Origin of the sequence: Paenibacillus sp. FSL H8-0283, from assembly GCF_045040675.1 — a bacterium.
In the GTDB taxonomy this organism is placed as follows: Bacteria; Bacillota; Bacilli; order Paenibacillales; family Paenibacillaceae; genus Paenibacillus; species Paenibacillus amylolyticus.
Map to the genome: position 1 here is coordinate 6315213 of NZ_CP150295.1, position 14758 is coordinate 6329970.

Here is a 14758-nt window from a genome sequence, read left to right on the forward strand (position 1 = left end):
GTTATCTGTACCCTGCTTGTAATGCAAGCCCTATCATCCATAAAAATGAAAAAAAGACAATTTGGCCGAATATTCCTGTAACGCTCGTCGCAATGCATATGTAAACACTCTCACGAAATAACCTTAGTCCGAAGGAAACACCGTGCATAATTCATAATGAAAGCCCTTCTTCTCAGAAGCAGAGCACATTAGATCGTAATCCAACGTCTTTACCTTTTCGAGAAGAAGGGCCAATACTGCCACTTCATATTGATATAACTACTGGTTAGAGGACCTTAGTCCACCAACTGCAGTGCCTTGCTCCGCTCGGTATCCCGCTCCAGAACCGGCTTCAAGTACTTGCCGGTATAAGAAGCTTCCACTTTAACGATATCCTCAGGTGTTCCGGTTGCAACAATGGTACCTCCACCGCTACCGCCTTCTGGACCCAGATCAACAACATAGTCTGCCGTTTTGATCACATCCAGGTTATGCTCGATCACTAGCACCGATTCGCCGGAATCAACCAGACGGTGCAACACGTTCAGCAAACGATCGATATCATCGACATGCAAACCGGTAGTCGGCTCATCGAGGATGTAGATGGTTTTCCCCGTACTGCGGCGATACAGCTCGGAAGCAAGCTTCACACGCTGGGCTTCACCACCAGACAATGTGGTTGCAGGTTGTCCCAGATTGATATAACCCAGACCCACATCCATCAGTGTCTGCATTTTACGATGGATCTTCGGAATGTTCTCGAAGAATTGGGTTGCATCTTCAACCGTCATTTCCAGCACATCGGAAATATTTCTGTTTTTATATTTCACTTCAAGCGTTTCACGGTTGTATCGTTTGCCTTTGCAGACTTCACAAGGAACATAGACGTCCGGCAAGAAGTGCATCTCGATTTTGATAATGCCGTCTCCACGGCAGGCTTCACAACGTCCACCTTTGATATTAAAACTGAACCGGCCTTTCTTGTATCCACGTACCTTGGCTTCGTTCGTCTGAGCAAACAGATCCCGGATATCATCAAAGACACCGGTATATGTAGCCGGGTTGGAACGTGGTGTCCGCCCGATTGGCGACTGGTCAATATCGATAACTTTATCGATATGCTCCAGACCACGAATCTCTTTATGTTGACCCGGACGTACCCGAGCACGGTTCAGATCACGTGCCAGCGTTTTGTAGAGGATCTCATTGATCAATGTGGATTTACCTGAGCCAGACACACCCGTTACCGCAGTAAATACACCTACAGGAATCTTCACATTCAGATTCTTCAGGTTATTTTCTTTGGCTCCGCGTACTTCCAACCAACGGTCTCCTACACTTCTACGTTCTGTACGAATCGGAATGAATTTGCGTCCACTCAGATATTGACCGGTTAAGGAGTTCTCATCGTTCATGATCTCCTCCGGTGTACCCTGTGACATGATGGTACCTCCGTGGATACCTGCACCTGGGCCAATATCAATAATATAATCGGCAGCCATCATCGTATCTTCATCATGTTCAACCACGATCAACGTATTACCAATGTCGCGCATATGCGCAAGCGTTGAGATCAGACGATCATTATCCCGTTGATGCAGACCGATACTTGGCTCATCGAGAATATACAATACACCCATCAGGCTGGAACCAATCTGTGTGGCCAGTCTGATCCGCTGGGCTTCCCCACCTGACAATGTTCCGGCAGCACGACTCAGTGTAAGATAATCCAGACCAACATTCACCAGGAAGCCGAGACGACTGTTGATTTCTTTCAGAATAAGCTTGGCAATCGTCTGCTCTTTCTCACTCAATTCCAATGAATCGAAGAATCGGCCAGCTTCACCAATGGACAAACTAGTCACATACGCCATGTTGTGATCATTGATCGTAACCGCAAGACTCTCGCGTTTCAGACGCTGACCTTTACATGTACCACAAGGCTTCGCACTCATGTAACCTTCGATGAATTCACGAATACCTTCAGAAGCTGTATCACGGTAACGACGCTCCAGGTTATTCACGATACCTTCAAAGGTAACCAGTGCTTCCTTGCGTTGTCCAAAATCATTCTCATAGCGGAAACGGATTTTCTCCGTACCTGTACCCTGCAACAACTTGTTCATCTGCTCAGCTGGCAGATCTTCGACAGGTACATTTTGCGGAATGTTGAAGTGCTCACATACCGACTTCAGGAACTGCGGATAATAGGTGGATGTACCACCTGTCCAAGCATCAAAAGCTCCATCTTCGATGGTCTTAGTCCGATCCGGTACGAGCAGATCAGGGTCAACGATCATTTTGACACCTAACCCATCACAATCCGGGCAAGCCCCGAAAGGGCTGTTAAATGAGAACATCCGCGGTGCCAGCTCTTCAATACTGAATCCGCACACCGGGCAGGCAAAGTTGGAACTGAAGCGCAGCTCTTCTTCACCCATAATGTCCACCAGGAGTTGTCCACCGGACAAATTAAGTGCCGTTTCAATGGAGTCCGCCAGACGCGCCTGTACATCATCCTTAACAACGATCCGGTCAACAACCACTTCAATCGTATGCTTTTTATTTTTCTCCAATTGAATATCTTCTGACAGGTCACGCAGTTCCCCGTTTACCCGTACACGGACAAAGCCCTGCTTGGACACATCAGCAAATACACTTTTATGCTCGCCCTTGCGGCCCGAGATAATGGGTGCCAAAATCTGCAACCGGGTACGCTCTGGATATTGCATAATGCGGTCAACCATTTGTTCTACGGTCTGGGAACTAATCTCCACGCCATGGTCCGGACAATGTGGATGGCCCACACGTGCAAATAACAGGCGCAGGTAATCATAAATTTCGGTCACGGTTCCTACTGTGGAACGTGGGTTACGGCTTGTTGTTTTCTGATCTATTGAAATGGCAGGAGATAATCCTTCGATGGAATCCACATCCGGTTTCTCCATCTGTCCCAGAAACTGCCGTGCGTAAGCTGACAATGATTCTACATAACGCCGCTGTCCTTCGGCATAGATCGTGTCAAAAGCCAGCGAGGACTTGCCTGAGCCACTCAGGCCGGTTAATACAACAAAGCGGTCACGCGGGATGGTAATGTCGATATTTTTCAGGTTATGCGCTCGTGCGCCTTTAATGACAATGTTATCGCTCGCCAATAGTATTCATCCTCTCAAATTTGCTAATCCAACCTTTTAAAAGGCTTTTCGATCCCTCCCAAACCCTCCCTTCCAAGGGAGGGCCCCAGAGGGCGCAGCCCTCTGGACACCCGAAACAAGCGGTGCAACGGTGAGGGGTCGGGTCTTGCTATGTGAAGGGTGGTCGTGTGCCCGCGGCTCCGTATAAGGTTCCGGCTCATTGCCGGAACCTTATACGGCCGCTCTACTGCGAGGTGACGCTCTCGGCTTCGCCACGTTCGCGACAGGTCGCCATTGCCTTCGGCTCGGCTCCAAGGTCAACACCGGGACGCTCTCGGCTTCGCCACGTTCGCGACAGGTCGCCATTGCCTTCGGCTCGGCTCCAAGGTCAACACCGGGACGCTCTCGGCTTCGCCACGTTCGCGTCAGGTCGCCATTGCCTTCGGCTCGGCTCCAAGGTCAATACCGGGTCGCTCTCAGCTTCGCCTTGGTCGCGTCAGGTCGCCATTGCCTTTGGCTCGGCTCCTAGGTCAACACCGATGACGCTCTCGGCTTCGCCTTGGTCGCGGCAGGGTCGCCATTGCCTTTGGATCGGCTCCTAGGTCAACACCGGAACGCTCTCGGCTTCGCCTTGGTCGCGGCAAGGTCGCCATTGCCTTCGGCTCGGCTCCGAGGTCAACACCGGGGCACTCTCGACTCCCAATTGCTTTCCTATAAACCTTTTAACCAATTTCAACATTTCTATCAGTATAGACCTGAATTCAAGATTTCAACATCTCTTATTATCGGTAGATATCAACGATTTCCTTACTCAACAAGAGAACGGCCAATTGGCCGTTCTCTTGTTACAGATCCATCTTTACCGGAGCATATGAATGAGCTGTATCTTATTCAGCGCGAAGTTCCAGCAACGCATCGCGAAGCTCGGCAGCACGCTCAAACTGCAGGTTTTTGGCTGCATCTTTCATCTCTACCTCTAGGCGCTGAATAAGCGCCTGGCGATCTTTCTTCGACATCTTCTCGGCTGCGCCTGTAAGATAGTCTTTCTTGGATTCGGCAACTTTGGTTGCCTCAATCACATCACGCACTTTTTTGCGAATCGTCTGTGGTGTAATTCCATGTTTCTCGTTGTACTCGATCTGGATTGCACGACGACGCTCTGTTTCCTTTATCGCTTTATCCATCGAATCCGTTACTTTGTCACCGTATAGAATAACGCGACCCTCGCTGTTCCGTGCCGCACGACCAATCGTTTGGATCAGTGAGCGTTCGGAACGCAGGAATCCTTCCTTATCAGCATCCAATATAGCGACGAGGGAAACTTCGGGCAGATCGAGACCTTCCCGGAGCAAGTTAATTCCGATCAGGACATGGAAAACGCCCAACCTTAAATCACGTAAAATCGCCATCCGTTCCAACGTTTTGATCTCGGAGTGCAGATAACGAACTTTGATTCCAACTTCCTTCAGATAATCCGTCAGGTCCTCGGACATCTTCTTCGTTAATGTTGTAATCAACACACGCTCGTCTTTGGTAATCCGGTCGTTAATCTCACCAATCAAGTCATCGATCTGCCCCTTTGTTGGACGCAGTTCAATGATTGGATCAAGCAGTCCGGTTGGACGGATAATCTGTTGCACCATCGTATCGGTATGCTCTATCTCATACGGGCCTGGTGTGGCCGATACATAGATGATCTGATCCATCTTGCCTTCGAACTCATCGAATTTGAGTGGACGATTATCCAGCGCTGACGGCAGACGGAAACCATGCTCAACCAATACCGTCTTCCGCGCCTGGTCACCATTGTACATCGCACGGATCTGTGGCAGAGTCACGTGAGACTCATCGACCACGATCAACATGTCATCCGGGAAGTAATCCATCAGTGTGTATGGGGTATCGCCGCGTTCGCGGAAAGTCAGCGGACCGGAATAGTTCTCAATCCCCGAACAGAATCCAACTTCCTTCATCATCTCGATATCATACCGTGTGCGTTGCTCCAGTCGCTGAGCCTCCAGCAGTTTCCCCTGTTCACGCAACACTTCAAGACGCTCCTCCAGTTCACGCTCAATGTTCACCAGCGCAACCTTCATTGTCTCTTCTTGCGTTACGAAGTGAGACGCCGGGAAGATGGCAATATGTTCACGTTCACCAATCAGTTCTCCGGTTAACACATCAATCTCCGTAATTTTCTCGATCTCATCACCAAACAATTCAACCCGAATTGCATGTTCACCCTTGGAGGCAGGGAAAATCTCAACAACATCCCCACGAACACGGAATGTACCCCGCACAAAGTTAATATCGTTCCGCTGATACTGGATCTCTACCAGACGAGACAAAATCTGATTGCGCGGTTTCTCCATGCCTACCCGAAGTGAGAGCAACATGCTTGAATACGAGTGCGGTGAACCCAAACCATAAATGCAGGAAACACTCGCTACAATGATGACGTCCCTGCGCTCAAACAACGAACTTGTCGCTGCGTGCCGCAGTTTGTCTATCTCTTCATTAATACTTGAATCCTTCTCGATATACGTATCGGAGGACGGGATATATGCTTCTGGCTGAAAATAATCGTAATAACTGACGAAATACTCAACCATGTTGTTAGGAAAAAAATCTTTGAACTCACTTGCAAGCTGCGCTGCCAACGTTTTGTTGTGTGCAATAATCAGCGTCGGACGTTGCAGTTGGGCTATCGTCTGGGCTATCGTAAACGTCTTACCCGTACCCGTTGCACCCAGCAGTGTCTGGTACCTCTTCCCCTCCTGAACACCCTTCACCAATTCTATAATGGCTGCAGGCTGATCACCTTGGGGAGAAAACTCTGATTCGATTTCGAACGTTTTGTCGCTCATTATAATATCGCTCATTGCCGTATCTCACCCTATCGTCTAAAATAATAGTCACTATATATTGTCGAAGTTCCCCGAATTTTCATATGGGAAAACTTATAGTAATAGGAATATTTGTTCCCGTTTAATTATACCTCGTTCGTTTTAGTGATGCAAACGTGAAATGAAGATAGGAGTGGGTTAATTTATGGATATTGCGACACTTATCGGTATTATTGCCGGAATTGCCGCAGTCATTAGCGGTTTTTTGTGGGAAGGCGGCCAATTGTCTGGTCTCCTGCAAAAAACGGCTGCTTTAATTGTATTCGGTGGAACGATTGCTGCTGTGGTTGCCAGTTTCCCGGCGCATCGCCTTCGTACGATTCCAGCTGCCCTGCGTATGGCTTTTGGACGTAACAATAATGAGTCAGGCTTGTGGGTTGAAGAACTGGTGGAGATGTCTTCAATCGCACGCCGCTCAGGTGTACTTGCATTGGAACGCAAGGTTATGGATCATCCGCATCCATTTTTGCAAGACGGTATTCAGATGGTTGTTGATGGTACCGATCAGGATGTGGTTCGCCAGATCCTGGAGATGGAGATCGATTCTATTGAACAAAAACATGAGGGTTACGCCAAAATATTCGAATCCGCTGGTGGGTACGCTCCAACCATGGGGATCATCGGAACCGTGATGGGACTTATTCAGGTACTTGGCAGTTTGACCGATCCAACCGGACTCGGACCTGCCATTGCTGTTGCCTTTACCGCAACCCTGTATGGGGTCGCCAGTGCCAATCTTATCTTTTTGCCCATTGCCTCCAAGATCAAATCCAGAGGTGCCGATGAAGTGCAGACCATGGAAATGCTTCTCGAAGGTGTACTTGCCATTCAGAACGGTGAGAATCCCCAGCTTGTACGCAAAAGACTGGAGTCCTTCACCCTTACGCATCGTCAGCATATACGCCCCCTAGCAAAGGAGGGATTGGATGAGTCGGCGCAGTAAACGGCGCGGAAAACGTGAAACTATCGATCATCGGGATCGCTGGATGATTACTTATGCCGATCTCATCACTCTGCTTTTGATCTTTTTTGTCATCATGTATGCCATGAGCAATCTGGATTCCGGTAAATATGACGTCGTTACTCAATCGTTACAAAATACATTTAATGCGTCCGACTCAATCCTTGAGCTTGGTGAGGGACTCGGTGAGAAACCCGGTCAAACGATTACAGAGACTCCACCATCCGAGGTGCAGGGTGAAGATCCTTCAGATGGTGAAGGAAACCCTTCCGATTCCGGGACTGCAACACCAGATAATGACAACAAGCCCCTCACAGAACGGGAAGAACAGTTCAGATCACAGGAGCAGGAATTGCAAAATCTGTTCAATGTGATTACCCAATATATCGAGGATAATAAACTGGAAAATCAGATTTTTGTTGCGGACAAGCCACAGGGCCTATCCATTACACTTAGTGACCGCTTCCTGTTTGATCAGGGACAGGCCGCTCTAAAGGACGGTGCAGCACCAACGCTAAGTAAACTTGCCAGCCTGTTCCGTGATCTGAATACCGTTGTCAGCATCGAAGGACATACGGACAATATTCCGGTCGGGGCCAACTCCACGTACAAAGACAACTGGGAACTTTCTGGAGAACGTGCACTGTCTGTATTACGATTCTTTTTGGATACAGAGAAGCTTAATCCAGACGGATTCCAGTATGCCGGATATGCGGATACTCGCCCAACGGGTGACAACACCACAGCGGCCGGAAGACAAAAGAACCGTCGGGTCGAAATAACGGTCCTGCGTCAACTCCAACCTTAATCATCAATATCTCACATAACGCATCATTCCTTATGCAAAGAAAGCACGCTCTAACTGAATTCAATTCAGCAGAGCGTGCTTTTTTTATGTCGTATAACCTTATGCCTCTACTCCTGGCTGGCTAGGGCGTAGAATCGCAGAGCCAACAGTCAGCAAAATGGCAGCCATGCCAAACAAAATCAATAGTGGCAATGTGATATCCGACAATGTACCGCCAGCAGAGATCGTCTCCACCGCCTGAATCGCCCATTTCTGTGGAACAAAGTTGGCGAGCTTTTGCATATAATCCGGCATCAACGAGATCGGCCAGAAACAACCACCTATCATGCAAGTTGGCATAATGACAAGTGAATTCAGCATGTTGGCATTTTTGGGATTACGTATTAATCCTGCCACGGTACTTGCGATCCCCATGGAAACCAGCATGAATGCGGCCAAGATGATGAAATGAATGCCAAAAGGAATACCGGCATCATAATGCAGTAGCCACCTGCTGACTCCCAAAACGAGAACAATCTGAATCATGCCAATGACAAAGCTACCGAGGAAGTTACCAAGCGCAATCTCATATGCACGGACGGGTGCCGTATATACTCTGGCCATCGTACGTTTCCTGCGATCTTCCATTATCACAGCCACTGCACTGGTCAACAGCCCCATCATAAACATGATTGTAAATCCAGTCACATTGTTCAGGCCTGGCTTGGGATAGATCTGCAGATCGGTGACTTCACCAGCGACTTGATGTTTTCCTATCTCCTGTAAAAGCTGTTCAAATGGCTTCAGTGTACTCGATAGTATATCTGTCTCACTTGAGACAGGACCTGTTGCCACCTTAACAGCTGAAGCAGATTGTAACAATCCGCTCGTCAAACCTTCAACTGCTGCTCGTAGGGTATAGGAACTTTCACTTATACGCAGTTCCACCAATTGAATTTCGGTTGGCTTTCCTTGTAACAGATCCTCCGTATAATGTGCCGGAATGATGATGCCAGAACTTCCTTTTTGCTGAGCGATGGCTTCCTTCACTTCTGCTTCGTTTGTCATCGGTTTGAGCAGATACTCCTCCTTGTCAGCAAGTTCATGAATCATCCATGTCCCTGCCACCCCTCCATCCTCATTCACATAGGGAATAACAGTACGTGTAATCTGCTCGCTTCCAAAAAGAGCAACCGCTCCTGTAACCACCAGGCAAGGCAGAAGCAGAAACGTAATGAAGCCCATTTTACGGCCAAGTGTACGTCTAATCATCAACCAGGCGATGTGTAGACTATTCATATCGGTATCCTGCCTTTCTATAGATCATCCCTGAGATGAACACTAATACAGCGCATACCACGCCTAACATTAGAATGTTATACACAATCTCTGCTACAGGTGCATCCAGCATCATTCTCAGAAAACTTTGGAGCGCCCAGTGGTTAACCGTAAATTGGCTAAGCCGTTGTACAAAATCAATCGGAATGGGCATGAACCCACCACTGATGAATGTCATGGCAACGATGATACCTTGTAAGGTTGCACTGGCCGATGCTGTGCTTTTGCATACCAATGCCACGATTACGCCAAGAGTCATGGATGCCAATGTGATGCATACACAAGTCAGCACAATATACCAAGGATGGGTTCCCCAATCCACACCGTAGAGCCAATATGTCATAAGGATGATCGTTGTTGCTTGTAAGAAAGCAAGCAGACTATTACCTGCAATTTTGCCAGCGAAAATAACTCCATTACCTATAGGCGCAGCCTGAAGGCGAATTAACGTTTTGTTATCACGCTCTCCAAAAAGGCTGGTACTGGTTGTCATGCCTGAGTACAACATGAACATCGCCAGCATGGAAGCTGCATAGTATTGGGAGGCACTATACGCCGTACCTGTCTTACCGGGATTAGTGACAGCAATCGAGGTTGAATTCGCCGTACCAGACTCCGAAGCAGAGGCCATGGCAGCAATTACTTCCGGACCGAGCACTTTGGTAATCGCCATCTGTCGGTTCCATTCATCCGTAAAACGTGTGAACAAAGTTTCACCCAAGGTATTAAGTGTGTTGTCCTTTCCTCGTATCCACTGTAACCTGGCCTCTTTCCCCATCATCACGTTTTGCTCAAAATCCGAAGGAATCATTACAGCAAAGTCCAGCTTGTCGGTACGCAGCGAATGAACGGCCTCTTCTTCAGTTGTAAAGTTCTGCACCTTGACCATCTCAGCCACTTCCGGGGATTCAACGAATGAATCCAGTGCTTGATTAACCGTACTTGATTCTCCACCAGATTCAGTACTCAAATGAATGATTCCCACACGTACAGTATCCGGAATAACATCATCCGCCGTACCCATCGTACTGGAAAGGGCCGTGCCCAATATAAAAATCAGTAACAACGGCAAAATAAACAGGTTTAACACCACAGATCGAATCTTAAGAATACGCCTTAATTCAAAGATGCAAATATGCCATATATTCATCTCTTGCTCCCCCTAGTCCCGAAGCGTACGCCCGGTCAGATTGAGGAACAACGTTTCCAGATCCGGCTCTTCGACCTTGAGCGACTGAATGGATACTTCATGTTTGCTGCAAATGAAGAGCAGATCCTGGAGATCCTGCTGTGCCGAAGGCAGCGTAATGGTCAGTGTATTCTCTGAAACGTCTACCATCCGCACACGGGGGTGAAGTTTCAGTTCTTCCACGACGTCGGGACCGATAACGGAAGTGGAGAGCACTACTTTTTCCTCCGATGCTACCCGTTCTCTCAGCTCTGCTTCAGTCCCACAGGCAATAATTCGCCCCTGATCCATAATCGCAACCCGGTGACTAATCGCAGCCACTTCCTCCATGTAATGACTTGTATATATGATCGTTGAACCCATCTTGTTGAGTGTCCGTACCGATTCAAGAATATGATTCCGGGATTGCGGATCAATGCCAACTGTCGGTTCGTCCATGATAATTAGATCCGGGCGATGTGTAATCGCACATGCGATGTTTAACCTGCGTTTCATACCGCCAGAGAAGGTCGAGGGGGCATCCTTTGCTTTATCCTGCAACCCTACAAATTCAAGGGACTCCTGCACTCTTTCCTTAAGCAATTTTCCACGCAGTCCATACAGTCTGGCAAAAAAGGTCACATTCTCCGCAGCAGACATGGTTTCGTATAAAGCCAGATCCTGCGGAACGAGTCCGATCTTGCGCTTTACTTCAAGCGGTCGCTCCTTGACCGAGATCCCATCTAATCTGATCTCACCCTGATCCATATTCAGGAGCCCTGCAATCATGCTAATGGTGGTACTTTTTCCTGCTCCATTGGGACCAAGCAATCCAAAAATCTCGCCTTTGCCAACACTAAGGTTCAAATGATCCACGGACAGCTTGCTGCCGTATCGTTTTACTACATGATCCACTTCAAGTATGCCCATCCCTTTTACGCCCCTTTTCCGTTTCGGCCTTCGCCGCTGGATTTCATAATTTTATTGTAACGGATCGCAATCTGTAGCGAAGGTACAAAAAGTCATGAATCGAAGGTGACTTAAGTCATCTCCTGATTCGAATGCTGCTTATGGTATAATCAAGGGCGCATTACCAAGAGATTTTGTACTCCACTTTTTATATAAAGGATGTCATTTACATATGCCAATGCGGTTTCTGCAATATGGATTAATTATCGTTCCAGCAGTACTGTACCTGTTGATGCTTCCCTTGGAAAATGAAGCCGTCTACACCTTGTATATCATCATCGCGCTTGGACTCTCCGTGTGGAAAGATTTTAACCGTTCAAGTACACAGCAATGGCTGTTGCTGCTGGCCGAAATACTCTGGAGCTGCTGGTTGATTGCTTCGTATGGACCATTTATGTTTTTCCTCTCTCTATCCGTGCTCTACGTGTATATATACAGACTGGAGGGAAGTCGCAGATGGTTGATGTTTGCAATTCAGCTTGTCGCTAACAATGTCGCTTTGCATTGGCATTATTCTGACCCACAGGCACCGCAGCCAGGGTTAACCACACTAAATACAACCGCCACTACATTACTCTCCCCAGAGACAACTGCGATGGTTCTTGGCAACCTGCTTCTGCTCATCACAGCGGCTCTGTCCTGGCAGGGATCAAGAACGGCGAGCAGCCGCGGACAACTGGAACAAGTCTATGACGAACTTCGCAGCAAACATTACGAGCTACAAGAAACTCGTGCGCAGTTGCTGTTATTTACAAAGCAACTTGAAGGAGTGGCTCAGGCAGAGGAACGTACCCGTATCTCCAGACAGCTTCATGATGATATCGGGCATCGACTGATCCGCACCAAAATGATGTCGGAATCCGCCCTGCTGACCCTTCCCCTGAATATGGAACAAGGAACGGAAATGGTGAGACAGATTCGCGATCAATTGGCCGATAGTATGGATGATATGCGCAGCACACTACACAAACTGCAACCTAATTCCTATGCATCCGAAGCCTACGCCCTGGATCGTCTCCTAGAGGAAGTGGGCAGAGATACCGGCGTGAAGACAAATTATGAAGTTCATGGCCCATCCCATGTGCTGTATCCCAGCATACAAATTGTTTTGTTCAAAAATGCCAAAGAAGCCTTGACCAATGCCCTGCGACACGGAAATGCTTCTTCAATCACAGTAGAGCTGGTATTTGGGGATCAGGAAGTGTGTATGAGTGTAAGTAATGATGGCAAAATCAATCCTCCTTCTTCCAAGCGAAACGGCATAGGGCAGGAAGGTATGCTTCTGCGCACACAAATGGTGGGAGGAACCTTGGAGATTCAATCGGCTTATCCGTATACAGTGATTACACGCATTCCAATAACGAACCAGATGGATATACTCTGAAAAAAGGAAGTGAATATTTTCATGTCCGAACGTAATGATGTGAACAACAAGAATGATTCAGGCCAGCTCCCACTTATTCGGCTGATTCTCGCAGACGATGATTACTTCATTCGTGAGAGCCTGAAAGTGTTGCTTGGACTGGGCTCCGGCATTTTCGTTACAGGCACGGCCTCAAATGGGCAGGAAGCATTGGAATTGCTTGAATCAGGGACGTCTGCGGACGTGGTTTTAATGGATATTCGGATGCCGGAATGTGACGGAGTTGAAGGTACCAAACGCATCAAGGCACGTTTTCCTGAAATCCAGGTGCTCATGCTAACTACTTTTGACGACGATGAGTATATTATTCAGGCATTACAGAATGGAGCAAGCGGTTATTTGCTCAAAAACGTCCCCCCCGAGCGGATCATTCAAGGCATCAAGACCGTACATAACGGTGATATGTTAATTCATCCGGATATTGCCCGCAAATTGGCAGGCCTTCTTCGTCCCGCTGCAATTCCCCTGACACAGAATCCAATCGAAGCCTATGGACTGACACGTATGGAGCTGGCGGTTGCCGAGGCCATATCGGAGGGGTTGTCCAATAAGGAAATTGCCGCCAAACTGTTCCTCAGTGAAGGCACCGTCAAAAACTATGTCACGGATATTCTCGGTAAGTTGAGCTTGCGTGATCGGACCCAAATCGCCATCTTTATGTTAAAACAATAACAAAAAAAGGTATTTCCCTTGCCTGTGACGGCGTTAGGAAATACCTTTTTCTTTGTTTTATTTATGCAACATACTTCATCACGTATGCTTAGTTGTTACATCTCTATGGACCCTTTATCACTGGCCACAGGGGCTGGCGGTAACGCCAAGGGAGCTTCGTCCCTTTGTGGTTTTTTCAGACGGGCAAACAATTTGAGGTTGATGATATGGAACAACGTCAGTGGACGTAACCGAATCGCCCAAACCTCGTGATTGTCCGGTGCCATAATGACCCCAAGTTGATGATGCTCCCCTTCATAGATCGCTCGTTGCATGAACTTGCTTTCTCCCTGGTGATTTCTCACCTCAAGTTTGCAAAAGGCCGGGTTCATCCGCAGGGCACGATGTAACTCTTCCGGTGAATGAACCAACTTACCATTCACCTTGTACAATGTCTCACCTGCTTCAATCCCCAAATCCGCTGCAGGACTCTCCGGAATAACAGCCAATACCTTCAGGCCATGCTGCGGATGGACAAATACCGGACTGCGGTTTTGCTCTTCAAACGCGCTGTACCATACCAGAAATTCATGTCCAATAAATGCGATCAGCGCAGCAACCACCATGAGTGGAGACCACCATGAAGCAAGCAAACTGAACACAAGCAAAGTTGCCCCATATATCATCAACCGCTTGGATGAGATCTGTACCTTTTGTCCCGGAAGCATACTCTGCGTTATCTCACCAAATCCGAGCATAATCGGCAACGCAACCAGCATGTAACTATGACCTGTATTCATCAGTGGATTCCATGCCAGCTCCGCGCCGCCTCCTGTGACTGGAACAAGAATCAGTAGAGGAATGGCCCAGAACTGCTGCAGTTGATATCCACCAACCAGTTTCCCGCGTTTTCCCTCGAAGAGAAGTGGTGATGCCATCGATACCCCCTGCATGCGTACTAACAAGGCTTCACCCATATGTAGAAGGGCAGCCAGGACAAGCAGTGCAGGCATATCCAGGGTACGTAGCGTTTCCGTGATAGTGCCCATCCAACCCGATGGTTGCCAGCCTGAAGCCACATTCAAACCAAATTGTAGCACACCCAGTAACCCGGCCGCATAAGCAAAGCACAGATACCGGATACGGAACAAGGATAGAATTAATGTTGCAGCCCATATGCATATCAGGCTTCCCAGTGTAAGATGTGCACCGAGGAATAGGGACACAATCGAGACGATGGTACCAATGAGTATGCCTCCGAGCACCGCCCGAATCGTCTGTGTTATCGAGCTTTGCAAACGAACATGGAACAATTTACGCTCCTGCAGTAATTGACGATGATAGATCAGCGCAATCAGGATCACCGCAATATAATAAAACGGCTGAATAAACAACTGCAACAAAGCTTCCCCTAATGTAGTTAACCACGGCCATACCCATTCCAT

10 protein-coding genes are annotated in these 14758 nt (G+C 48.0%); 4 read left to right on the forward strand and 6 right to left on the reverse strand.

Annotated features, from left to right (window positions below):
• Positions 1 to 275: 275 nt before the first annotated feature.
• Together uvrA and uvrB are read right to left on the reverse strand one after the other, a co-directional pair.
• Positions 276 to 3134 carry an excinuclease ABC subunit UvrA gene (gene uvrA / locus MHI52_RS27885; RefSeq protein WP_282320133.1) on the reverse strand — a complete coding sequence of 953 codons (2859 nt, stop codon included), beginning with the start codon at positions 3132 to 3134 and terminating at the stop codon, positions 276 to 278.
• A gap of 866 nt (positions 3135 to 4000) precedes the next feature.
• Positions 4001 to 5992, reverse strand: a complete 1992-nt coding sequence (uvrB, locus tag MHI52_RS27890) for an excinuclease ABC subunit UvrB (RefSeq protein WP_127551478.1) — start codon at positions 5990 to 5992, stop codon at positions 4001 to 4003.
• A gap of 169 nt (positions 5993 to 6161) precedes the next feature.
• On the opposite strand from uvrB, the gene MHI52_RS27895 reads away from it, so the two are divergent.
• Entirely contained in the window at positions 6162 to 6959 is a 798-nt protein-coding gene (locus MHI52_RS27895; protein WP_062837042.1) for a flagellar motor protein, read from the forward strand.
• On the forward strand, positions 6943 to 7785 hold the full coding sequence (locus MHI52_RS27900; RefSeq protein WP_127551480.1) for a flagellar motor protein MotB: 843 nt from the start codon (positions 6943 to 6945) through the stop codon (positions 7783 to 7785). Before MHI52_RS27895 ends, MHI52_RS27900 begins: the two co-directional genes overlap by 17 nt.
• Positions 7786 to 7884: 99 nt before the next feature.
• Here MHI52_RS27900 and MHI52_RS27905 read toward each other — a convergent pair whose 3' ends face one another.
• From MHI52_RS27905 to MHI52_RS27915, 3 genes are read right to left on the reverse strand one after another with little or no spacing between them, the layout of a single operon-like run.
• Positions 7885 to 9063 (reverse strand): ABC transporter permease, encoded by a 1179-nt coding sequence (locus MHI52_RS27905; RefSeq protein WP_127551482.1) that lies wholly within the window; start codon positions 9061 to 9063, stop codon positions 7885 to 7887.
• On the reverse strand, positions 9056 to 10252 hold the full coding sequence (locus MHI52_RS27910) for an ABC transporter permease (protein WP_405158004.1): 1197 nt from the start codon (positions 10250 to 10252) through the stop codon (positions 9056 to 9058). The genes MHI52_RS27905 and MHI52_RS27910 overlap by 8 nt, the downstream gene beginning before the upstream one ends.
• Before the next feature lie 12 nt (positions 10253 to 10264).
• Positions 10265 to 11200 (reverse strand): ABC transporter ATP-binding protein, encoded by a 936-nt coding sequence (locus MHI52_RS27915; RefSeq protein ID WP_282320131.1) that lies wholly within the window; start codon positions 11198 to 11200, stop codon positions 10265 to 10267.
• A gap of 211 nt (positions 11201 to 11411) precedes the next feature.
• Between MHI52_RS27915 and MHI52_RS27920 the strand changes: the two genes are divergently transcribed.
• Together MHI52_RS27920 and MHI52_RS27925 are read left to right on the forward strand one after the other, a co-directional pair.
• Positions 11412 to 12623, forward strand: a complete 1212-nt coding sequence (locus MHI52_RS27920) for a sensor histidine kinase (protein WP_405158005.1) — start codon at positions 11412 to 11414, stop codon at positions 12621 to 12623.
• Positions 12624 to 12644: 21 nt separating this feature from the next.
• Positions 12645 to 13334 (forward strand): response regulator transcription factor, encoded by a 690-nt coding sequence (locus MHI52_RS27925; protein WP_127551491.1) that lies wholly within the window; start codon positions 12645 to 12647, stop codon positions 13332 to 13334.
• A gap of 95 nt (positions 13335 to 13429) precedes the next feature.
• Here the strand turns inward: MHI52_RS27925 and MHI52_RS27930 are convergent, their stop codons facing one another.
• The gene (locus MHI52_RS27930) at positions 13430 to 14758 is read right to left on the reverse strand and encodes a PDZ domain-containing protein (RefSeq protein WP_253503599.1); all 1329 of its coding nucleotides are present in this window, start codon (positions 14756 to 14758) and stop codon (positions 13430 to 13432) included.